17 protein-coding genes are annotated in these 22466 nt (G+C 70.6%); 9 read left to right on the top strand and 8 right to left on the bottom strand.

Going from position 1 to position 22466, the window contains the following annotated elements; translation table 11 throughout:
• Nucleotides 1-18 precede the first annotated feature (18 nt).
• A complete protein-coding gene (locus OHS58_RS31565; protein WP_328644931.1) occupies nucleotides 19-567 on the top strand; it encodes a DUF4231 domain-containing protein in 549 nt (182 codons plus the stop codon).
• Between the two features lie 92 nt (nucleotides 568-659).
• Here OHS58_RS31565 and OHS58_RS31560 read toward each other — a convergent pair whose 3' ends face one another.
• The gene (locus OHS58_RS31560; RefSeq protein WP_328644930.1) at nucleotides 660-3908 is read right to left on the bottom strand and encodes a GH92 family glycosyl hydrolase; all 3249 of its coding nucleotides are present in this window, start codon (nucleotides 3906-3908) and stop codon (nucleotides 660-662) included.
• Between the two features lie 177 nt (nucleotides 3909-4085).
• On the bottom strand, nucleotides 4086-4940 hold the full coding sequence (locus OHS58_RS31555) for a LysR family transcriptional regulator (protein WP_328644929.1): 855 nt from the start codon (nucleotides 4938-4940) through the stop codon (nucleotides 4086-4088).
• 71 nt (nucleotides 4941-5011) lie between these two features.
• Here OHS58_RS31555 and OHS58_RS31550 point away from each other — a divergent pair, with 71 nt between their 5' ends.
• Nucleotides 5012-6244 (top strand): MFS transporter, encoded by a 1233-nt coding sequence (locus OHS58_RS31550; RefSeq protein ID WP_328644928.1) that lies wholly within the window; start codon nucleotides 5012-5014, stop codon nucleotides 6242-6244.
• A gap of 144 nt (nucleotides 6245-6388) precedes the next feature.
• Entirely contained in the window at nucleotides 6389-6580 is a 192-nt protein-coding gene (locus tag OHS58_RS31545; protein ID WP_328644927.1) for a hypothetical protein, read from the top strand.
• A gap of 71 nt (nucleotides 6581-6651) precedes the next feature.
• Here OHS58_RS31545 and OHS58_RS31540 read toward each other — a convergent pair whose 3' ends face one another.
• Nucleotides 6652-9567, bottom strand: coding sequence for an AfsR/SARP family transcriptional regulator (locus OHS58_RS31540; RefSeq protein ID WP_328644926.1), 2916 nt, complete (start codon nucleotides 9565-9567; stop codon nucleotides 6652-6654).
• Nucleotides 9568-9766: 199 nt separating this feature from the next.
• Here OHS58_RS31540 and OHS58_RS31535 point away from each other — a divergent pair, with 199 nt between their 5' ends.
• Together OHS58_RS31535 and OHS58_RS31530 are read left to right on the top strand one after the other, a co-directional pair.
• Nucleotides 9767-10357 carry a vWA domain-containing protein gene (locus OHS58_RS31535; RefSeq protein ID WP_326957511.1) on the top strand — a complete coding sequence of 197 codons (591 nt, stop codon included), beginning with the start codon at nucleotides 9767-9769 and terminating at the stop codon, nucleotides 10355-10357.
• Entirely contained in the window at nucleotides 10354-11286 is a 933-nt protein-coding gene (locus OHS58_RS31530) for a hypothetical protein (protein ID WP_328644925.1), read from the top strand. The genes OHS58_RS31535 and OHS58_RS31530 overlap by 4 nt, the downstream gene beginning before the upstream one ends.
• Before the next feature lie 4 nt (nucleotides 11287-11290).
• On the opposite strand, the gene OHS58_RS31525 is transcribed toward OHS58_RS31530, so the two are convergent.
• Both OHS58_RS31525 and OHS58_RS31520 read right to left on the bottom strand, forming a co-directional pair.
• Nucleotides 11291-11914, bottom strand: coding sequence for a response regulator transcription factor (locus OHS58_RS31525; protein WP_326944572.1), 624 nt, complete (start codon nucleotides 11912-11914; stop codon nucleotides 11291-11293).
• Nucleotides 11911-13011 (bottom strand): sensor histidine kinase, encoded by a 1101-nt coding sequence (locus OHS58_RS31520; RefSeq protein WP_328644924.1) that lies wholly within the window; start codon nucleotides 13009-13011, stop codon nucleotides 11911-11913. Before OHS58_RS31520 ends, OHS58_RS31525 begins: the two co-directional genes overlap by 4 nt.
• 175 nt (nucleotides 13012-13186) lie before the next feature.
• Between OHS58_RS31520 and OHS58_RS31515 the strand changes: the two genes are divergently transcribed.
• Together OHS58_RS31515 and OHS58_RS31510 are read left to right on the top strand one after the other, a co-directional pair.
• Complete coding sequence (locus OHS58_RS31515; RefSeq protein WP_326944570.1) at nucleotides 13187-13687, top strand: GlcG/HbpS family heme-binding protein; 501 nt, start codon at nucleotides 13187-13189, stop codon at nucleotides 13685-13687.
• 10 nt (nucleotides 13688-13697) lie between these two features.
• Nucleotides 13698-14900 carry an amidohydrolase family protein gene (locus OHS58_RS31510; RefSeq protein WP_328644923.1) on the top strand — a complete coding sequence of 401 codons (1203 nt, stop codon included), beginning with the start codon at nucleotides 13698-13700 and terminating at the stop codon, nucleotides 14898-14900.
• A 7-nt stretch (nucleotides 14901-14907) separates the two neighbouring features.
• Here the strand turns inward: OHS58_RS31510 and OHS58_RS31505 are convergent, their stop codons facing one another.
• Complete coding sequence (locus tag OHS58_RS31505; RefSeq protein WP_328644922.1) at nucleotides 14908-18909, bottom strand: CHAT domain-containing protein; 4002 nt, start codon at nucleotides 18907-18909, stop codon at nucleotides 14908-14910.
• 128 nt (nucleotides 18910-19037) lie between these two features.
• On the opposite strand from OHS58_RS31505, the gene OHS58_RS31500 reads away from it, so the two are divergent.
• Nucleotides 19038-19667 carry a hypothetical protein gene (locus OHS58_RS31500; RefSeq protein ID WP_328644921.1) on the top strand — a complete coding sequence of 210 codons (630 nt, stop codon included), beginning with the start codon at nucleotides 19038-19040 and terminating at the stop codon, nucleotides 19665-19667.
• Between the two features lie 4 nt (nucleotides 19668-19671).
• Nucleotides 19672-20811, top strand: coding sequence for an RES family NAD+ phosphorylase (locus OHS58_RS31495; RefSeq protein WP_328644920.1), 1140 nt, complete (start codon nucleotides 19672-19674; stop codon nucleotides 20809-20811).
• 21 nt (nucleotides 20812-20832) lie between these two features.
• On the opposite strand, the gene OHS58_RS31490 is transcribed toward OHS58_RS31495, so the two are convergent.
• Both OHS58_RS31490 and OHS58_RS31485 read right to left on the bottom strand, forming a co-directional pair.
• The gene (locus OHS58_RS31490) at nucleotides 20833-21039 is read right to left on the bottom strand and encodes a hypothetical protein (RefSeq protein WP_247058164.1); all 207 of its coding nucleotides are present in this window, start codon (nucleotides 21037-21039) and stop codon (nucleotides 20833-20835) included.
• Nucleotides 21036-22394 (bottom strand): glycoside hydrolase family 3 N-terminal domain-containing protein, encoded by a 1359-nt coding sequence (locus OHS58_RS31485; RefSeq protein ID WP_328644919.1) that lies wholly within the window; start codon nucleotides 22392-22394, stop codon nucleotides 21036-21038. The genes OHS58_RS31490 and OHS58_RS31485 overlap by 4 nt, the downstream gene beginning before the upstream one ends.
• Nucleotides 22395-22466: the final 72 nt, after the last annotated feature.

The following is a 22466-nucleotide window of genomic DNA, read 5'->3' as shown; positions in this document are numbered from 1 at the left end:
GGCTGGCAGTCTGGCCGGATGGCGCCCCAGTCCGAACGGCCCGACCACCACCTCGACTCCGAACGCGGGTTCCTCGAAGTCGCCGGTCGCGAGGCGGACCGCCCGCTGCGCGAGACGCTGCTGGGCTTCCGCGACCTGGTCTCGGCCGACATGGACTGGGCCGACGTCCGCAAGCGCCGCTTTCGGCAGCGCGCGTCGATCGTGCGGGTGAGCGCGCTCGTGCTCACCGCCGCGTCGACCGTGGTCCTGGGCATTCAGGAGATCCCGGCGCGAGCGTCGATCGCGTTGCCGATGGTCGCGTTGGTCACGGTGCTCGGCGGGCTCGAGACGTTCTTCAACTGGCGCTCGCGCTGGGTGCTGATGGAGGAGACCCGCTACAGCCTGAACCGGCTGCGGGACGACATGGACTACTACATCGTCGCGACCCCGACGGCCGAGCTGAGCCGCGAGCGCCTGCAGGAGTTCTTCGACCGGCACCAGGCAACCTGGTCGGACGTCAGCCGCCAGTGGGTCGAGTTCCGCAAGCTCGACCGCGCGCCCCAGGCCCCGGAGGTCCGGCCGTCCTGACGGCACCTCGCCGCCCCGACCGAAAAGCCGTGAAGGCCTCCTTACCGGCCATAAGAGCCGGCAAGGAGGCCTTCACGGCTTTCAACGAGCGCTCACGCCAGGGTGAGCGCGTAGATCTCCACCCGCGGGTCGTTCGGCAGGCTCACCGACTGCAGGGTCTTCCCGCCGTCCAGCGCCGCCGAGATGCCGAACAGCCGTACCGCCGGCCCGTCGACGCCGCTGCCCGCCTTGATCCGGTGCGGCATGTCCAGCACCACCGGGCTGCCCGATCCCGCCCAGTCGCCGAACGTCGCGGCGAGGTCGGCGCTCGTGCCGTCCGTGTAGTGCGCGGTCAGCGTGGTCGTCACCGGGCCGTTGTGCGACGACCCGACCAGCCGCAGCGCCGCGTGCGGCCCGGCCGGGAGCAGCAGCGACTGGCCCCGCGCCTCGACGAAGTTCGCCGCGGTCCCCGACGCGTCCGGTGCCGCGTACGTGACGCCGTCCCAGGTCACCGACCCGGCCGCCGGCAGCAGCGCGGCGTCGTAGCTCCAGCCGCCGCCGTCGAAGTTGCCCTCGGACGACGCCGCGACCGTCGCCGTGCCGTCGTGGTTGTAGTCGCGGCCGAGGTCGACCGCGCACTGCGTCCCGGCGGAAGCGCACGCCGACGGCGTCCGGACCTCGATCGACACCGAGCGAGTCACCGTGTTCGCGCCCAGCCCGGCCGCCTTGACCTGCACCGGGTACGTCCCGGCGGCGGTGCCCGCGGGCACCGTCACCGTGATCGGCACCGTCTTCGACGTCGGGAGCCGTCCGGACCAGATCACCTGGATCGGCTGAACCTTCGTCTTCCACCCGGCCGGCGCGGTCGCCGTCACGGTCACCGGCTGCAGCAGCGGGTTCTGCGCGACGACGTCCAGGTCGAGGTGCACCTGCTGCGCCGCGCCGGCCGGGATCACCACGGACGTCTGCCGCAGCGACGCGTCGACGTGCCGCCGCAGGTCACCGACGGCGTTGTTCACCGACGGCGGCTGGGCGCCGGCCGAAGTCCCCCACGAAGACGGCTTCGAGCCGAGCTTGTGGTTCAGCGTGCCGCCGTGGGCCAGGGCGGACCAGTCCAGCGACGTCTGCCGGACGTCGCGGCCGTTGAGCGACACGCTCTGGACGTACCGGTTGGTGTCGCTCGCACCCGGCGCGTTCACCGTGAGCGTGCCGCCCTGCGACCGCCCGTACTGACCGATCCGGACGGTCGCCGACTCGAACTGCGGGCTCGACACGGCGAGGAAGTTCGCGCCGCTCATCGTCGGGTACAGCCCGAGCGACGAGAAGACGTACCACGCGGACATGGTGCCGAGGTCGTCGTTGCCGGTCATGCCGTCCGGGCCGGTGGTGAACAGCGTCATCGCCGCGCGGACGACGGTCGCGGTCTTCGCCGGCGCGCCGACCCAGTTGTACATGTACGGCGCGAGCAGGTCGGGCTCGTTGTTCGGGTTGTACGTCGGCTTGCCGTAGTAGTCGTACGGGCTGGCGATCCAGTCGTTGCGCGCGGTCCCCGCGGGGTCCGTGAGCAGCTTGTTGTAGACGAAGAACGAGTCGAGCCGCTTCTCCGTCGCGGGCTTGCCGCCCATCAGCGAGACGAGCCCGGCCGGGTCCTGCGGCACGAGCCACTGGTACTGGTAGGCGCCGCCTTCGTGGAACTGGTGGTCGGCGTCGACCGGGTTGTACGGCGTGAGGAACGTGCCTTCGGTGGTGCGCGGGCGGAACGCCTGCGTCGAGGAGTCCCAGAGGTTCTTGTACCACTGGCCGCGGTCGGCGAACATCCGCGCGTCGGCCTGGTGGTTCAGTCCCTTCGCCATCAACGAGAGTGCCGCGTCGGCCGCCGAGTACTCCATGGTCGCCGACGCCGGGTGCTCGCAGTCGTTGTCGCCGCCCTTGGCCGCGCAGTCCGTGCCGAGCGTCAGCCCGCTCGGGATGTAACCGCGGTCGTTGTAGTAGTCGACGCCGGAACGTCCGTTGTACGGCGAGTCGGCGGGCGGCGTGCTCGTCGCGTTCTTCTTGAGCAGCGCGTACGCCTCTTCTTCGTGTCCGGCGAGCAGGCCCTTCGACCACGCCTCGACGAGGAACGGCGTCACCGGGTCGCCGGTCATGATGTTCGTTTCGCTCTCGGCCAGCGCCCAGCGCGGCAGCCAGCCGCCGTCCCGGCCGATGGCGACGACCGACAGCGCGACGTCCCGCGCGACCTGCGGTTCGAGCATTTCGAGCAGCTGGTTCTGGGGCCGGTAGGTGTCCCACAGCGAGAAGTTCTGGTACGGCGTGTAGCCGGCGGCCGTGTGCACCTTGGCGTCGAAGCCGGTGTACGTGCCGTCGGTGTCGCCGGCGAGGTTCGGGTGCAGCTGCGAGTGGTAGAGCGCGGTGTAGAACGCCGTCTGCCGCTCGGTGGTGCCGCCGCCGATCTTGATCGCGCCGAGCCGGTCGGCCCACTGCTGGTGCAGCGCGGTCTTCGTGGCGTCGAAGTCGTAGCTGTCGTTCGTCTCGGCCGTGAGGTTCTTCCGCGCGCCGTCGAGCCCGGTGTAGGACAGCCCGACCTTGAGGACGACGTCGTGGTCGGTGGTGGCGTCGAAGCTCGCCCAGGCGCCGTTGCCGCCGGTGCCCGCGGCGTCGCGGCTCGCGGGCGTGCGCGTCGAGCCGCGCCAGGTGCCGTAGGAGCTGAACGGCCGGTCGAAGGTGGCGGTGAAGTAGACGGTGTGCTCGTCGTGCCCGGCGCAGAACCCGCCGGCACGCACGCGGCCTTCGAGGGTCCGGTCGCCGACGACGTGGATCTCGGAGTCCTTGACGGACTGGTTGGCCTGGCCGGTGTTGAACAGGACGTTCGCCTGGCCGGTCGACGGGAAGGTGTAGCGCTGCCAGCCGGTGCGCGCGGTCGCCGTCAGCTCCGCGTTCACGCCGTACTTCTGCAGGCCGACGCGGTAGTAGCCGGGCTCGGCGTGCTCGTCGTCGTGGCTGTAGGTGGACTTGTAGGCGTCTTTGTCAACGTTGTCGACGGCGCCCGTGGTCGGCATGATCGGCAGCTCGCCCATCACGCCGCAGCCGACGCCGGACAGGTGCGTCTGGCTGAAGCCGTAGATCGCGTTCTGCAGGTAGTCGTAGCCACCCTGCCCGCCGGTGTCCGGGCTGACCTGCACCATGCCGAACGGCGCGCTCGCGCCGGGGAAGGTGTTGCCGAAGTTCTGCGTGCCGACGAACGGGTTCACCAGCGACACCGGATCGGCGGGCGCCGGCGCGGCTTGCGCCACGGCGGGGGCCAGGCCGACGACCACCACCCCCGCGGCCACCGCGGCGGCCAACCGTCTGCTCTGCGACCACATGGGCGCACCTCCCAGGAGATGACAACGTTGTCAGAAGCGGACCTTTGGTCACGTCCTCGGTCCGGTGAGCACCTTTCCACCTCGATGGGCGTTTGAGAAGCCCTCAACCGGCCGCTTCGCGCAGTAACCGAGCATCGTCACTGACAGCGTTGTCGGCGAGTGGCGGACACCCGACGTTCACCGGTTCCGCGCGACGGCGAGCAGCGCGGCGATGCTCGGCTTGCGTTCGTCCCGCCGCCGCCAGGTCATGGTGACGCTGGTTTCCGCGCCGGCCAGCGGAATCGCCGTCGCGCCGGCGTGCTCGACGATCCCGGGCACGATCCCGCACCCCAGCCCCTGCGCGACGCACCGGCACAACGCGGCCAGGCTCCCGACCTCGGCCTCGATGACGGGCCCGTCGATCCGGTCCAGCATCTCCCGGAAGCCGCAGCCTCGTTGCGTGGCAAGGAACCCGACGCCGTGCAGATCGCCGGGCCGGATCTCCGCCTTGGCCGCCAGGGGATGACCGTCGGGCACGATCACGACGAGCGGTTCCGTGCCGAGCACCTCGCTGGCGAAAGCGGGATCGGCGGGCGCGTCCCCGAACGTGAAGCAAACGTCCATTTCGGACTCCCGGACGGCCGCGTACAGCTCGCCGCGCCCGCCTTCCCGAACCGAGACCCGCACCCGCGGCCACCGCTGCCGGTACTCCTTGAACATCCCCGGAACCCGGTGCGCGCAGAGGGTTTCGAGCGCCCCGATCGTCAGCTCGCCCTCGGGTTCACCACGTTCGTCGTCGACGGCGGCCTTGGCCTCCTCGACGAGCGCGAGCACCCGATCGGCGTACCCCACCAGCCGTTCCCCGGCCGCGGTGAGCGCCAACCGCCGGCCGCGCTCGAACAACGGCGTCCCGAGTTCGCCTTCGAGGGCCTGGACTTGCTCGGTGACGCTGGACTGCGCGTAGTGCAGCTCACCGGCGGCCCGGGTGAAGTTGAGCGTCCGCGCGACGACGCGGAAAGTGCGCAGGTGGCGCAGTTCCATGGTGTCCCCCATCGGAGTTCCCGATACCGGCCATCGTAACTCCCTGCTTCCGCCGACGTCACGGAGCGTCCAGGCTCGAAGCCGTGCCAAGACTCCTCACCGGCCTCTCGCTGGGCTACTTCCTGGTCATGCTGGACACCACGATCGTCACGGTCGCGCTCCCGGCCCTAGCCCCATCGCTGTCCGGCCAGCAGTGGATCTCGAACGGCTACACGTTGACGTTCGCGGCGTTCCTCCTGACGGCGGGAGCGTGGTCCGACCGCTACGGCGCCCGCCGGATCTTCTTTCTGGGCCTGCTCTCGTTCGCGCTGCTCTCTCTACTCTCGGCTCTGTCGGTTTCCGTCCCGATGTTGATCGCTTTACGCGCCGTGCTCGGCATCGCCGGCGCCCTGCTGGTGCCGTCGTCGCTGTCCCTGATCGCGGTCGCCTACCCGGAACCCGCCTCTCGCGCGAAGGCCATGGGCGTGTGGGCGGCGGTGAGCGGAACCGGCCTGGTGGCGGGCCCCCTGCTGGGCGGCCTGCTGACGGAGACGTTCGGCTGGCGGGCGATCTTCGTGGTGAACGTCCCGGTGGCGCTGATCGCCCTGGCCCTGTCCCGCAAGGCCCCGGCAACCCCACCCAAACCCCGCCACACCGACCTGACCGGCCAGGTGTCCGCGGTGATCGCGTTGTCGACCCTGACGTACGCCTTGGTCGAGCGGAATTGGTGGGTATTGTTGCCGTCCGCATCGGCCGCGGCGGTGTTCGTGATATCCCAACGCCGCCCGGACGCGATGCTCCCGTCCCGCCTCATTTCCCGGAACCTGCTGGCGGGCGCGATGGTGAATTTCGCATTGTCAGGTGTTCTGTTCGTGCTGTCGCTGTATTTCCAGAAAACCCGGGGCTATTCACCGTCGTCGACGGGCTTGGCGTTCCTCCCACTGACGATTCCGACGGCGTTCAACCCGATCTTCACCGGCCGTCTCGTGGCCCGGATCGGCCCCCGGATCCCGGCGGTGTCGGGCTTCCTCCTGATGTCGGCCGGCACGCTGCTCCAGGCGCTCGCACCTGCTCTTTCGGTAGTGGCGTTGGTGTTGCTGGGTTTCGGGGTCTCACTGGCCATCCCGTCACTGCTGACCGCGGTAGTCGGCTCTGCGCCGCGAGAGCTGGCGGGCATCGCGGGCGGAGCGTTGAACGCCGCCCGCCAGACGGGCGCGGTCCTGGGCGTGGCGATCCTCGGCTCCCTGCTGAACGTCACCACGACGGCCGTCGTACTCGTCGCGGTGAGTGTCCTGCTGGTTACCGGCGCGTCGATTGTCGCGGGCCGTCGCGCCTGATGACTTCGCCTGTTTCCTGTTTCCTGCTTCGTTAGTCAACAGGCAACTCCTTGTTGTGAATTCGTGCGTGACGAATCCTGATCGCAGGGCGCGGAAATACCGCAGAAAGCCCAGATCAAACACCTTTCCCAAGGAGGATTCGTCATGTCTTTGCCCAAGAAGCTGGCCAGAATCGGCGGCCCGGTGCTCGCGTTCTGCATCATCGCGGCGTCCCCGCTGATCGGTTCCACCTCGGCGTTCGCGGACGGCGACGACGGCGGGACCCCGCCCCCGCCGCCCACCAGCACCACCACCCCGCCGCCCGCGGGCACCGACGGCAACCCCTGGCACGGTTGAGGTGCGCCGGGCCGGTCACGATCGGTTCGTGACCGGTCCGGTGACGGGCGGCGAAACAGCGCCGTCGAATATCACGGCCGGCGGCAGACGCACTCCAGTTTCGCGCGTTCCTCGCGCACCCGCTCGACGTCCGGCAGGTCGAGCTCGGCGAACCCGTGCTCGGCTGCTTTCCAGTGCGTGACGGCGTTTTCGTGGTCGCCCATCGCGTGCAGCGTCTTCGCGATGTCGTGGTGGGCGCGGGCCTCGTACGTACGGTTCCCGTGGCCGTCGGCCAGGTCCAGCGCCGCCTTGCCGGCAGTGAGCGCGTCGCGGTGGGCGCCCTGGGCTAGGGCGGTCGCGCCGCGGTCCAGGTAGAGCTGGGTCTGCAGGTCGGCGTCGGGCGCGTTCGCCGCCACCTCGCGCGCCTTGTCGTGGTAGCGCACGGCTTGGGGGAAGCGGCCCTGCTGGCGGTGCACGTTGCCGATGTTGTTCAGCGCGTACGCCTCGACGACGTGGTCGCCGACCTCGGCGGCGTGCCCGTGCGCCTCGGTGTAGCTGGCCAGCGCCTCGGTGAGCAGGCCGAGCTTCTCCTGCGCGGCCCCGAGGTTGTTCAGCGTGTGCGCGACGCCCTGGATGTGGCCGATTTCGCGCAGCATCCGCGCGGCCGCCGCGTTCTGCTCCATGGCGACGGCGAAGTTGCCGTGCAGCTCGTTGAGGTAACCGAGCATGCTCAACGCGTGGGCCTCGCCCCGCCGGTCCTCGGTCTGTTCGTACTTCTCCCGCGCCGCTTCGAGGTGGGCGATCGCCTGGTCGTGCTTGCCCAGCTCCATCGTCGGGATCGCGAGCGCGCACAACGTCGCCGCTTCGCCGCGCGGGTCGCCGAGGCGGCGCCACTTCGGCAACGCCCGGGCCGCGAGTTCGAGCGCTTCGGACAGCTGCCCGCGCCGGTCGTGCGCGGTCGCCAGCCGGAGCAGCACGTGCGCCTGGCCGTAGTCGTTGCCCGGGTCGGCGGCGACGGTCTCCCAGGCCAGCTCGAGCGTGCCGATCCAGTCCTCGAACTGGTTGGTCGTGTTGAAGTAGCGCCACAGCAACACGGCCAGCCGCCACGTGTGCTCGGGCAGGTCGTGCTTGGCGGCGTACCGGATGGCGGCCACGAGGTTGTCGCGCTCGGCGACGATCCACCGCAGCCCCGCGCCGGTGTCGGCGAAGGCCGGCGTCACCGCGGAAGACCGGTCGGTCGCGGGCAGCTGGGCCTTGTCGAACGGGTACGCGGCGCCGACCGCGGCCGCCAGCGTCACCAGGTAGAAGTCGAGCAGCCGCACGAGAGCTTGCCGCGGCGCCGGTTCCGCACCGGCGAACTCCTTGAGCGGGTCGAGCATCAGGTACCGCTCGGGCGCGGCCTCCTCCAGCAGGCTGACCTCGTGCAGGTCGTCGAGCAGTGACCGCGCTTCGCCGACGTCGCAACCGGCCAGTGCCGCGCCGCCGGTGACGTCGACCTCCGGCCCGGGCAGGCTGCCCAGCAGCGTGAACATCGCCCGCTGCGGCTCGCCGAGCTGCTGGAACGACACCCGGACGGCGGCGATGCCGTCTTCCTCACCCCACGGCCCGCTCTCTTCGAGCAGGTGGAGCAGGTGTTCCAGCGGCCACCGCTCGTGCCGCCGGAACAGCGCGGCCGCCACCCGGACCGGCATCGGCAGGAACCCGCACCGCTTGACGACCTCGGCCACCGCCGCCGCCCGGCCGCGCACCCGCGGCGGCTCGGTCAGCGCGTGGAACAGGTCGACGGCTTCTTCGGGCGCCAACGGCGAAAGCCGGACGGAGTCGCCGGTGTCGGCGTCGCCCATCCGGCGGCTGGTGACGACGACCAGGCAGCCGTCCGCCTCGGGCAGCAGCGGCCGGATCTGCTCCGGCGACGCGGCGTTGTCCAGCACGATCAGCGTGCGCGTGCCCCAGAGCGTCGTCTGGTAGAGCGTGGCTTTCCGGCCGACGGTGGCCGGGATCTGCTCGGCCGGGACGCCGAGCTCGACGAGCAGTTCGGTGAGCGCGTCGCCGACGCTCGTCGGGTCGACGCCGAGGGTGAACCCGTTCAGGCGCGCGAGGAGCTGCCCGTCGGGGAACCGGTCGCGGAGCCGGTGGGCCGCCTCGACGGCCAGCCCGGTCTTGCCGACGCCGGGCGCGCCGCTCACCCAGACCGCGCGCCGCCCGGTCGCGGCCGCCGTCTCGATCGTGGCGAGTTCCGTGGCCCGGCCGGTGAACCCGCCGGGCCGCGACGGCAGCGAGCTGGGCGGTTCGCCGTGCTCCGCCCGCGCGGCGAGGTTGCGCAGCACCGGACCCGGTTCCATGCGCAGCTCGGCGAGGGCGGCGCGAGTGCCGTTGAAGACGCGCAGCGCGCCCACCCGGTCGCCGCCGGCGATCAGGGCGCGCATGAGCAGCTCGGCGTGCATCTGGCCGGCCGGGTCGGAGCGGACGAGCGGCCGCAGCCGGTCGCGCGCCGAGCGGTGGTCCCCGGTTTCCAGCTCCAGCTCGGCCAGGTCGCCGACGGTGTCGGGCAGGCTCTCCTCCGGGAAGACCACCTCCGGCCCGCCGACGCGGTCGATGTCGATGTCCTCGAGGAACGCCCCGCGCCAGAGGCCGGCGGCCTCGCGCAGCAGCTCGACGGCCCGGCGCGGATCACGCGTCCGGACCTCGGCGGCCTCCGTCCGCAGCCGGTCGAACCGGACGGTGTCGAGCTGCGCGTCACCGATCCGCAGCAGGTAGCCGGTCGGGGTCGTCTCGATGGTCACGTCGGTGTCCTGCACGACGTCGCGCAGCCGCTTGATGTAGCCGCGCACCATGGTGGGCTTGGCTTCCCGGCCGGCCCAGACGATCTCCGCGAGGCGCGCGGGCGTCACCGGCTTGTTCGCGTTCAGGAGCAGCACGACGAGGACGAACCGTTGCTGCTGGTCACCCAGCTGCACCGGGGCGCCGTCGTGCCACGCCTCGAGCGGGCCGAGCATCCGAAACTCCACGCGGCCTCCCCGGCGCCAGCTTGCTGTCCGCAAATGACATCGCGCAATCGGCCGAAAGGGTTTCGAAAATCCGCATTTCCTGCACGTTCGATACACACGCCCTTGCCAGGCTGCGCCGGTGAACCAGGGGCGTGAGGGAGAAACCGGTATGGGGTCCGACGTGTTGCCGTGCTACGTCGCTTGCGATGTGTCGCTTTCGATGGCGGATCACCTCGACGAGCTGAACACCGGGCTGCGGGAGTTCCGCGGCGCCGTGGACGCCGACGCGTCGGTCACCGGCCGGATCCTCTGCAGCGTGATCGGGTTCGGGGAGACCCCGCACGTGGTGCAGCCGCTGCTCCCGATGGACGACCTCGCCGAGCTGCCCGCGCCGCGGGCGGGCGCCGGCACCAACTTCGGGCCGGCGTTCACGTTCCTGCGCGAGGCCATCGACGGGGACGTCGGCGGGCTGGAGAAGCACCGGCTGCAGGTGCACCGCCCGGTGGTGTTCTTCCTGTCCGACGGCCAGCCGACGGACCCGGTGACCTGGCCGGCGGCGTTCGCTTCGCTGACCGACCCGGCGTGGGCGCGCCGGCCCCGGGTGGTGGCGTTCGGCGTCGGCGACGCGGACGAGGACGCGCTCGGCCGGATCGGCACGTTCCGCACGTACTTCGGCCGCGACGGCGTCCGCGTGGGCACGGCGTTGATCGCCTCGGTGATGCACGTTCTGTCGACTTCCCGTCCACCGGCCGGTCGCATCCTGTCCAGAAAGGAGACGTCATGGAAACGCACTGAAGGAGACCGGCTGTGAGAGGGCGCGCAGAACTGGTCCAGGAGCTCAAGACCCTGCGCAAGGGGCGCGGCTTGCTGGGCAGGCTGGAGGAGCGGGTGGGCCCGGTGCTGCGGTCGGCCTGCGAAGTGACCGACGAGGACGGCCTGGCGACGGTCCGCCAGAAGGTGGCCGGCCGCCTGTCCGAGCTGGCCGAGCACCTGCCGGAGGACCTGCGGCTGGCGGCGTTGGCGGCCTTCGCGATCTGCGCGGAGGCCCGCCAGCCGCTGTACCAGGACCGGGTGAAGTGGGCGGCGATGCGCGTCGACCGCGACCCGCGGACGGTCCGCCGTCGCGTGGACGAGGCCATCGAGCTGCTGGCCGAGCTGGCCACCGGAGCTTCGGCCGCGCCGGCCGCGTCCCCGGCCGACCGCTGGCACTCGACGTCGCTGACGGTGGCGATGGTCCTCGACCAGCCGCAGCCGGAGATCCTGGAGCAACGCCGGATCGTCGCCGACCAGGACGGCTTGCGTTCGCTGGACCTGGCGGTGTCGTTGCCCGCCGGCCGTCAGGACCTGACGGTGACGGTGCTGTACGGCGGCACGCTGGTGGACCGCGGGATGGAGGCGAGCGACCGCTGGGGCTACGGCCTGGAGCTGCCCCGCCCGCTGGCCCGGGGCGAGTCGTGGGAAGTCGCGGCCCTGTTCCGCCTGCCGTCCGCGGCGGCGCTGAGGCCGTACATGGTGTGCGTACCCCGGCACCTGTGCGACTCGTTCGACCTGCGCGTCCGCTTCGGACTGGAGCACCCACGCGAGGTCCGCACCCTGGAGGGCGCATTCCAGCGAGACGTCTCAGACCCGGCCTACAGCGGCGGCCGTCACGCGGTCGATTCGGCGGGGGAGGTCCACCTGCGGTTCCGGGGACTGACGCCGGGGCTTGCATACGGCGCGAGGTGGGACGACGAGCCGTGATCGGTCAGTCCAGCAGCCGTTGTTCCTTCGCCACCGCGACGGCGCCGGCCCGGGTGTCGACGGCGAGCTTGCCGTAGATCCGGCTCAGGTGGGTCTTGACCGTGGCCTCGCTGATGAACAGCGCACGGGCGATCTCTCGGTTGCCCAGCCCCTGCGCGAGCTGGCGGAGGATGTCCCGCTCGCGATCGGTGAGCGACGGCCGTGGCGTGCGCAGCTGCGCCATCATCCGGTCGGCGACCGGCGGGGAAACCGCGGTTCGGCCGGCCGCGGCCGCCTCGATCGCCGCGTACAGCTCGTTGGCGGACCCGGCTTTCAGCAGGTACCCGGTGGCGCCCGCGGCGATGGCGCGGGTGATGTCCGCGTCAGTGTCATACGTCGTCAGGACCAGGATCCGGGGCGCGCCGGGATCGGCGAGGATCCGCCGCGTCGCCTCGATCCCGTCGATACCGGCGCCCAGCTGCAGATCCATCAGGACGACGTCCGGGCGCACGGTGGCCGCGGTCGCGACGGCCTCCTCCCCGCTCGCCGTCTCCGCGACGACCTCGATGCCGTCCGCGCCCGCCAGCAGTGCGCGCAGCCCGGCCCGCACGACGGCGTGGTCGTCGCACACCAGCACGCGAATACTCATGGGGCAGTCTCCAACGGGATCGCAGCCGAGATCACAGTGCCTTGGCCGGGGGCGGACTCGACGGTCAGACGGCCACCGAGCTGCTGCGCCCGGGCCCGCATGGCCGGCAGGCCGTGACCGCGTTCGCCGGGTTCTGTTTTTGTCACACGGAAACCCCGTCCGTCGTCGGCGACGTCGAGCACGACCTGGTCGTCGAGGTAGGTGAGGGTGACCACGGCGCGGCCGGCTCCCGCGTGCTCGAGCGCGTTGGCCAGCGCGCCCTGGGCGATGCGGACCAAAGCGGACTGAACGCGCTCGGGCAACGGCCGCTCGGCGCCGTCGACGCGGACCTCGGCGGGCAGCCCGGCCTGCGTCTGCCGGTCGGCGACGGCGTGGAGCGCGTCTTCGAGCGTGGCGTCGGCGAGATCGGCGGGCGCGAGGTCCTGCACGAGCCGGCGCGCTTCCGACAGGTTGCCGGCGCCGACGCGCAGCGCGGAACGCAGGTGCTCGCGCGCCAGCTCGGGCCGGGCCCAGGCCTGGTCGGCGGCCTGCAGCAGCATCGCCTGGCTGGACAGGCCCTGGGCGAGGGCGTCATGGATCTCGCGGGACACCCGGTGCCGCTCGGCCAGGACCCCGGCGTTTCGTTCGGACTCGCGCAGCCGCTCGGTTTGCCGCCGCATGAAGGTGATCACCGCGGTCGTGACCAGGGCGATGGCGATCGGCACGATGGTCAGGTTCGGGTCGAAGCCGTCGGCCAGCCGGTTCTGCGAGACGACCACGAGCGCGGTGACCACGGCGACCAGGGCGACGGCCGGGCCGGTCGGCAGCGTGCGCAGACCGGTGACGAACAGCGGGATCGCCGACCACGCGAAGCTGGGCGCGAGCACGACCAGCACCACCCAGAACACCAGGATGACGATCAGCCAGACGAGGCCGGGCTTCAGCAGCCCGACGCCGTACGCGACGACGAGGGCCGCGGTCAGCGCGATCACCCAGGGCGCCAGCGGGGTGCCGTCGTGGCGCGTCAGGAACCGGACCGCGGAGGCGAGCACCAGCAGCAAGAACGCCGAGTGCATGACGGCGGCGAGCCACCGCGCGTCCGAGTCGGCTGTCGTCATGTTCACTCCCCTCCGCTCTCAGCGTCAACCGGGTCCGGTGCCCGCGCATCAGCCGATCGGCTGACCCGGACGTCGGCCGGTCGACGCGGGAAACGTCGCCGACGCATCGACCGCGTCGACCCCTTGGCGGGCTGAAGCTGGAGCCATCGAACCCCACGATCCCGAGGAGCGCACCATGATCTCGACCCGCACCCGCATCGCCGCCGCTGTCGCCGCGCTCGCCATCACCACGGTCGGCGCGGTGTCGGCCACCGCGGCTCCGGCCACCGGCGTCGTCCAGACGTCACACCTGACGATCGCCTCCGCGCAGAAGGCCGCCCAGGCCGCACTGAACGCCGCGACCAAGGCCGGCCAGCACGTGTCGGTGGCGGTGGTGGACCGCGACGGCAACACGGTCCTGACCCTGCGCGGCGACGGCGCGGGCCCGCAGTCCTACAGCTCGGCGCAGCAGAAGGCGTTCACGGCGGTCTCGTGGAACGCGAAGACGTCCGAGCTGGTGGGCCGCCTGCAGCAGACCCCGACGTTGAAGGACATCGAAGGCACCCTGTTCCTGGCCGGCGCGGTCCCGGTGACCGCGGGCGCCACCCCGATCGCGGCGGTGGGCGTCGCGGGAGCGCCGTCGGGCGCCCAGGACGAGACGTTCGCCCAGGCCGGCGTGGACGCGCTGGGCAAGTAACGTGTCTCCGATGTTGATCAGTGACGTCCGCCCCTGGGGCGGCGAGCGCAGCGACGTCGAACTGGACGGCGACCGGATCACGGCAATCCGCCCGCACTCTCCTTCTGCGTCTCCTTCGCTCGAGGGCCGAGGCCGCCTGCTGTTCCCGTCGTTCAGCGACGTCCACGTCCACCTGGATTCGACGCGCATCGGCCTCCCGTTCCGCCCCCACACGGGCGGCCCGGGAGTGGTCGCGATGATGACGAACGACCGTCTCAACTGGCGTTCGGCTGAGGTGCCACTGCCGGAGCGCGTGGCCGGAACCTTGGAGCGGATGATCGGGTTGGGTACGACCCGAGTCCGCAGCTACGCCCAGGTAGACGTCGACTGCCGCCTGGAGAAGCTGGACGCAGTCCTGGCCGCCCGCGAGAAGTACGCCACTCAAGCCGAGGTCCAGGTAATGGCGTTCGCCCAGGCGGGCATCCTCCGCGAGCCGGGCACGCTGGACCTCCTGGACGCAGCAATGCGCTCCGGAGCAACAGTCATCGGCGGAATCGACCCGTGCACGCTGGACCGCGACCCGAAAGGACACCTGGACGCGGTCTTCGCCCTGGCCGAGAAGCACCAGGCCGAGATCGACATCCACCTGCACGAGCCGGGCCACCTGGGCCTGTTCTCGACGGACCTGGTGATCGACCGAGTCCGGGCGCTGGACATGCGCGGCAAGGTGACGATGTCCCACGCGTACGACCTGGGCTCGATCTCGGAGTCGGTGAGCCGCAGGGTGATCGACGACTTCGCTTCACTCGACATAGCGATGACCACAGTCGCCCCTTCCGCCGCCGGCCAGCTACCCCTGCTGGACCTGGTCGCCTCGGGCGTCCGCATCGGCCTGGGCGAGGACGGCCAGCGGGATTACTGGAGCCCCTACGGCAACTGCGACCTACTGGACCGAACCTGGCAACTGGCCTTCACCCGAGGCTTCCGCCGAGACGAGCACATCGAGCTGGCTTTGGCGATCGCCACGATGGGCGGAGCATCGATCATGAGCCACGACGTCCCGCGCTTGGCGGGTCTCGACGACCGCCCGGGCCTGGCAGTGGGAGACCGAGCAGACCTGATCCTGGTGGACGGCGAAACCCCGACAAGCGCGGTGATGGACCGAGCAAAGGACCGCACGGTCCTCCACAACGGCGTCGTGGTGGCCGACGGTCTGACCGTGATCGGGCGGTGACGAGACATCAACGGCCGTGATGGGTGAACGCGGCCCAGTACCGGGGATCGGACAGCGCCGCGGAGGTCGCGGTCACGGTGAGTTCGATGGGCAGCCCCGCCAGCGGAGGCCGGTGGGGATCGATGGCCCAGAGCTGCATTGCGAGCAGCGCCTCCGACGGACTGCGGCCGAGCTGCAGCTCGTGGTGGAAGTAGCACATCAGCACAGCCGTCTGGTGGGTCGAGACCCGCCATTTTGTACCGATCACCGACGATGCGCCGGTGGCGAGCAATGCGGTGGCAATGGAAAGCCCCTCGTCGGAGTCACCGCCGAGATCGGTCTCGCAAGCCGCGGTCACCACCAGCCCGCCCGGTGTCCGTTCGGAGCGCGGGACAGCCGGGTTCAGCAGTTCCAGGACCGACATCGCCGCCTCGCCGGTGCCGATGCGGGCGTTGACCGGGTCGGGCTCCGCCACCGCGTGGCAGGCCAGGTGGAGTACCGCCGGACGACGATCGCCCAGCAGCACGTCGATCAGGACCTCACGGGAAACGGCAACCGCTCCGGGCCAGGAGCTGTGGCCGAAGAACCGGCCCTGCGGGTGGAGACCCGCGAGGTAGCGCGCCTCCTGTCCGCCGATTCCGGCGTCTTTCCCATCCGCCACAAAGGTCATACCGGCCTCGGCCGGGAGCACCGGACGGCGAGCCACTTCGCCGAGCTGGTGGGCGGACGCCGCGTAGGTCACTTGGAGCCGCTCGGGGAGAAACTGCCCTCCGCCGGGCTCGCGGGCCGCGTGCCAGGGAATGCGGTCGAGGCTTCCGCACGGGATGAGCGCGATGCGGCGCGCATCGGAAAGGTGCTCGCTCAGCCGGCCCATGGTCGTTCGCCATGCCCACTCACAGGAGGCGTCGATGTCCGTCGGGGCTTGTTCCGGCGGCCCGAGGTCCGGTAGTTCGAGGCGCCCCAGCTCGCCGGTACGCGAAAGGTGGACGGCGTACCCGGCGGTGTTGTTCCCACCCGGCACCAGGTAGACGAGGAAGTCGAGTCCCAGTTCTCGCAGTACACCTGCTACCTCGCCGGCGATCGGCTGAGGTGGCCACTGGCCGACGTCCTCCGGGGCGCTCGAATCAAGGGCACGCCGGCGCAGGTCGTCGGGGATGGCGACTCGGCCTCCGGCGATCGCCGACATCTCGGCGCCGGTGAGGGCGTTCGCCGGAACGGCCCGCGTGATCGTGGGCGTGACGCGTTCACGCAGGACCGCGGGCAGGTTCGTGGCGGCGTGCAGGCGCAGAGTGCGGCCGATCTCGAGCATCGCGAACGCGGGTTGCGGCCGGTCCCGCTCGAGGCAGCGCCGGGCCCAGTCGACCGCTGTCGCGGCCGCCGACGCGGCGAGCGAGGCGCACTCCGTGAGGTCGCGCTGGATCAGGATCTGCCGCGCGTACCTCCGGAGGACCAGGCAACCAGTGGTGACAGCGGCCTCGAGATCGGCCTCGGTACCCCGAAGCCACCACGCCTCGATCAGGGGCTCGATCCTGCCGAGTGCGACCGGAAGATCGAGCAGCCCGTCAGCGAGGCTCTTTTCCACCAGGGCGATCGCGTCATCGAGTGCGGCCGGATCACCGCTCACCCGGTAGACCGTCAGGCACGCCAGGCTCGCCATCGTGGTCATGACGACGCCGGTCTGCCATTCGACGGCATCCTCGCCTGCCACGGCCCTGAGCTTCTGCGCCGCGTCGAGGATACCTGGCTGGTTCCCCGTTCTGGTGTTCTCGAGGAGGTCCAAGAACACGCCGAAGGCGGCCGGGTAGGGACCGAAACCTGCGGTGAACTCGCGAAGCTTGATCAGCGAGGCGGCGGCAGCAGCAACGTCGTCCGACAACAGCTTGCCGAGGTCGATCTCATCGTGCCGCACGGGGCCGGTGCCGCCGAGGAGACCGATCATCGTTTCCAGCTTCTCGAGGTCGTGGAGCTCGTACAGGGCGTTCGCGGACCGTGGCCTGCCGCCCACGTCCCGCAGGTGCTCGGCGGCCGCACGGAGGTCCGCCGCGTCCCCGACCGTCAGGTAGCGCATGAGCAGGCTCCACGCGAGGCCGCAGACGGCGTCGTGGCGGACACTGTCGCCGAGCGGGAGCCGATCGAGCATCTCCTGGTGCCGGAGGACACCGCTGTTGACCATGTCGTGGTCGCGGTTCTCGGCGCCGAGCAGGACTTCGGTGCGAGCGAGCGCGAAGCGCGCAAGCGCCCAGATCGGTTCATCGAGCTGGTTTCCCGGGTCGGCGGTCAGCAGCAGCTCCCGGACTCCGTGGAGGTCGACCGGCTGCTCGAACTGGTTGTGCCGGTGGAGCAGCGCTGTCCCGAGAAGGATCTTGGTGAGCGGGTTCAGCGGATGACCGGCGGGACAATCGGTCAGCAGCTTTTCCAAGCTTCTCAAGACTTTCTCGAGCCCGGGAGGATCACCCAGCACGGCCGTGCGGTTCATGCGCTGCAGTGCTAGTTGAAGGCGCAGAGGCAACCGCAGCGGATCGTCCGATCGCAAGCGGGCGGCAGCCCCGGACAACTCCTCGATGATCACTTGCTGTTCTTCCAGTTCTTCGGTCGCGTCCGGGCCCGGAACCTGGCCGCGCAGGTGCGATCGGAACAACACGACCGACGCCCGGAGTTCCTCGCGGCCCGCCGTTCCGGCGGGCAGTGCTTCATGCCAGCCGCGCAGGAGAGCCAGTTCGCGGGTGCCGGTGACTGCGTCGAAGTCAGCCATCGCGCCCAGCGGCGACCAGCCGAAGGCGCGCAGCCCGTGGCGTCGAGCGAGGACGTGGGCGCCCGCCACGAGCAGGGTCAGCAACGTCTTGTGGTCCGCCACGTCCGCCCGCGCGGCCGCCCACATCCGCTCCGCCACCCGGGCCGTCTCGTCGTCGGCGCACGGCTCGTCAAGTGCCAGCTCCGCGCGGGCGAGCGCTCGCCACGACTGGACGAACTGCTCGGTGATCGGCAGCTTGTCCAGCAGTTCGATCAGCCGTCCGACGTCGTTCTGCGGCCGGGAGCGGCGCAGGCTGTAGGCCTCCGCCAAGGCGAGCCGCACAAGCAGGCTTTCGTCCCGCATCCGGTCCTTCAGCGCTTCGAGCTTGCCGATGGCCACGGCCACTTCTTGCGGTTCACCGTCCCGGCAGAACGTCACGTAGAGCTCGCTCAGTTCTTCGGCGCACAGCTCCGCCCCGGATTCGGACGGCCCGTCGGCCAGTACGCGTTCCAGGGTGCCGATCGCATCGAGGCGGTCCTGGTCGTCCGAGGACATCGCGAAGCGCAGGCTGAGCATGTGAGCGAGGTCGAAGGCCTGGTCCGAGGCGTCCAGATCACCACTGCGTGCGTGCGCGATGGCGGTGTCCAGCTCCGAGAGCTTGGCCAGGCTCGCGGGGCTCGTGACGTGCTGGTTGAAATGCAGGCGCGAGAGGCGGTGGGTCACCAGGTCGAGCAACGGCTGAGCGAGCTCCTCGCTCTGGAGCACGTCTCGCAGCAGGGGCAACGCTTCCCGTTCGCCCTCGTCGTGCAGCTCCAGCCCGATGCCGAGGAATGCCTGCGTCGCGTGATCGGCGCCGGGCTTGGCCCGGGCGATCCGCAGCCACTTGACCGCCGCCTCGACGTCGTCCTGGGACCGCTCGTCCTCGTTGCGGGTGAGCAGCAGCCGGCCGAGCATGGTGAGCAGGGGTGCCCATTCGAGGAACGGCGCGATCTCGCTGAGGTGATCGATCGCCCGGGTGAGATCGGCGGGGTCACCGTTCGCCTCCCAGCGCTCCTCGTACCGGAACGGGAGTTCGGTGTGGAGCTCGAAGCGCAGCGCGGGATCGTCGCGGGCCCCGGCCATCGCCACTTCGCCGTGTCTGATGGCTTCGTCGAACTCGTCCTCCGGAAGCAGCCGGGTGAGCAGAAGCCTGATGTGCAGCCCGGTCTCGTCGCCTGGATCGAGGGATGCCAGCAGTCGCCGGAGGTCGGCGGGATCCGGTTCGCGACCGAAGAAATCCTCGTCTTCATCGTCGGCCACGCGCACCTCCGCTCCTCGTCCGACACTACGCGCCGGGTGAGTCGTGAGGGGTGGCAACAAGTTGTCACCCCCCGATCCTGGCGCACTCGAGAGCGCCGGCGTAGACATGGGGCTAGAGGAGGCCGGAATTGGCGTACCACAACGGGATCATCGAGATCACGAGGCAGCTCGAGCACGTCCTGGCGCGCCTGGGCGCTGCGGACGCGACGAAGCTGCGCTCGTTGCTGGGTGCGTTCGCGACGAGCGTCGAGGAGAACCGCGATCAGCTGGCCTCCGACATCGCGACGTTGGTGTTGCCCTGGTACGAGCCCGGTGAACCGATCTACGAAGCGTTGAACGAGGAGCGGTACGCGGAGGTTCGTCAAGCTCCCGTGGTGGCGCTCTTCCTGGTTCGCCTCGCCCTGGGGCTGCCGGCCGCGGACGACCCGCGCGAGCGAATCCTCGGCATCCAGCAGGTGACGACAGCCACCGAACTCCGTCGCCGGGGAGCCGATCCGGACGTCCGCGACCTGATCCGGCTGCCACGGCCCGACGGTTCGGTGTCCGTGCCGGACTTCCAGTTCGACGCCGATCTCCGGCCTCGTTCCGTGGTCCTCGAGGTCAACCGCGTGCTCGGCGCGGATGACGATCCGTGGGCGGTCGCGGACTGGTGGGTCAGCGGGAACATCTGGCTCGACGCGGTACCCGTCACGTTGCTGTCCGACAACGTCGTCGAACCCGGCCTCGTCGCGGCCGCGACCGCCGCTGTGGACGGGTGATCCCGTGCCGTCGCGCCGGCCGCCGGCCGAGCTTCCCAGAGAGCCCGCACGCCACCGCCTCGCCGCCGGGACGGTGCTCTGGCGCGTCCACCCGAACCACACCGAGGCCGTGGCGGCCGACCCGCCGGTGCGGTCGGTCTTCGGGGGCGGCCGGTTCGACGCCGTGGCACCAGCGGAACGTGGTCAGATGTACGTCTCGCCCGCCGACCGGACCGCCGTGCTGGAGCGTTTCCTGCCGGACCTGGTCTTCGACTCCGACGGCCGCCGGTTCCTCCTGCGGCGGGCGGTCGAGCGGAAGCGGCTGTCGGCACTGCGGGTCACACGGGACCTGTCACTCGTTCGCCTGGTTTCCGGCGAAGACCTGGCCGCGATCGGGCAGGACCGCTGGCTGTTGACCGAAACGCAGTACGGTCCGACCAGGGAGTGGGCCCGGTGGCTGCGCGAGCAGGCGCCCTGGGCCGACGGGATCGTCTGGCAGTCCACCGTGGACCTGCCGGCGGAGACGATGGTGCTCTTCGAACGGGACGACCCTCCAGTAGAGGTCGTGGACTGGCAGTCCGGCGAACTCGGCGGGGTGGAGCGGGCGGCCTGGCTCGGCGCCGTGCTCGGTGCTCACGGCGTGCAGATGGACTCACCGAGACGGTCCCGCGTCAAGGCCTTCATCAACTACCGCAAAGGTGAGTGCGGCGAGGCAGCGTTTCTGTTGCACAACCAGCTCGCGCTCCGCTGGGGAGACCAGAAGGTCTTCCGGGACAACCGGTCGATCCCGCCCGGGCAGGTCTTCCCGGGTGAGCTGATCGACAAGGTGCGCACGTGTCGTGCGCTCCTCGTGCTGTTCGGCCTCGGCTGGGAGGACCACCGGGGAGCGAGCGGTCGCGCGCTCGATGATCCCCAGGACTGGGTCCGGCGGGAGATCGAGGAAGCGACGGCCGCGGGCGCCGAGGTCGTTCCGGTGCTCGTGGGCGCCCGTCGGCAGCTCACCGACCGGAATCTGCCCGACGCACTGGCGCACCTGGCTCAGCGGCAAGCTCTGCACCTTCCGCACGGGTTCGGGGAGGCGGAAGTGAAGTGCCTCGTGGACCGGCTGATCGAGCGGATGCCGTGGCTGGACGAGGATGACGACGAGGACGAGAAGACAGCCTGACGGGCGAGCCCGGCGTGAGGTTCAAAGCCAGCCTCGCTTGGCGACCGCGACCCCGGCGGCGAACCGGTTGTCCACACCCAGCAACGCGTAGACCGCCTTGATGCGCCGCCGGACGGTGGTGACGCTGATTCCCAGGCGGCGGGCGATGACGTGGTCGTCGTAGCGCGCCATGAGCACCAGAACACATCGTTGCTCTTCGGGCAAGCCGTTCGCCGTGGATTCGGTCATGGTGTGCACCCGGTCTTGAGGTGGACCACCCGGCTGAGGGCTTCGCCCAACCGGCTCTGGGGCAGTTCGCCGGCGGCGACGGCGTGCTCCAGCCGGTCGAGTACCGGTGAAACGGGCTCGGGCGACGACCAGAGAACGAGGTCCGCGCCCGCGACGAGTGCGCGGGTCGCGGCCTCGGCCAGACCGAACCGGTCGGTTATCGCCCGCATCGCGCCGAGGTCGTCGGTCATGGCGACTCCGTCGAACCGGTATTTGCCACGAAGCAACTCGTACGCCGCCGCGCTGAGCGACGCCGGCAGTCCGCCGGTCAGGCCGGGGACGTCGAGATGTCCCATCATCACGGCCGGTGCGCCGGCCGGCAGGAGCATCTCGTAGGGCTTCAGGTCGTGGCTTTCCAGTACGGTTAGTGGCGGTGTGCGCGGAAGCAGACGGTGTGAGTCGCCGGATGCGTTGCCGTGTCCTGGAAAGTGCTTGAGCACGGGGGTGACGCCGGCCGCGCGCAGCCCGTCGGCGAACGCACCGGCGTAGCGGGTCACGACAGCCGGATCAACGCTGAACGAGCGGTCACCGATCACGCTCTTCGCAGGCGCGTCGCTGACGTCGGCGACAGGGGCGAGGTCCATGGTCACCCCGCGATCCAGGAGCTGACGGCCTCGGCTGTAGCCGAGTGCGCGGGCTTGATCCGGGCTGCTGGTGGCGGCCAGGGTGCGCGCGCTCGGTGTTGCGCCGTCGAGGTCGTCGATCCGCTGGACCCGGCCGCCTTCCTCGTCCACGGCGGTCAGCAGCGGGATCCCGGCCATCGCGCTGATCGCGGCGAGGCGGCCTCCGGTCAGCAGCCTCGTCGAAGTGCCCCCGATGAAGATCGCTCCGACGTGCTCATCCCGGACGAGACCGGCGGTCGCCCGCTCCTGTCCCGGGTCCGCCCCGGCCATGATCAGCTGGGCGACTCGCTCCCGCGTGGTCAGGCCCGAGAGGAGATCGGCGCAGTCGCCGGACGGCCGGCTCGGCGCCGCGAGCGCGCCGGCGGTGGCGGATTCCACCGGCTGCGTCGGCGATCCGGCTCCCAGCAGGCAGGCGACGGCGCCGCCGGAGAAAACCAGCAGGAGCGCGCAAGTCCGAGTGCGATACCCGGGAGTTTTCACCATGCCTCCGCCTCGGCGTCCGGTGGGTGAGCGGGAACCGGAAAGAATGTTCGTTTCCACGTTCGATTCCCGGCTGCGAAACGTTACAAGATTTTCCGGAACCGCGACCGGCCGTCCTGTCCACTTTCTGTCCAGATTCCGATCGTCTTGTTTCGAGTGAGAGCAGGCCGGACCGCTGGCGATCATGGTGATGACAACGAGCCGGTAACGCATTGCCTGTCGCTCTCTCCACTCTCGTAACGCGGAAAGCAAGCAGACCGACATCGCTGGCGTCCCGGCCACGGA

The sequence above is a fragment of the Amycolatopsis sp. NBC_00348 genome, assembly GCF_036114655.1.
In the GTDB taxonomy this organism is placed as follows: Bacteria; Actinomycetota; Actinomycetes; order Mycobacteriales; family Pseudonocardiaceae; genus Amycolatopsis.
The sequence above is the reverse complement of the archived record's forward strand: the minus strand, read 5'-3'. Positions and strand labels throughout refer to the sequence as shown.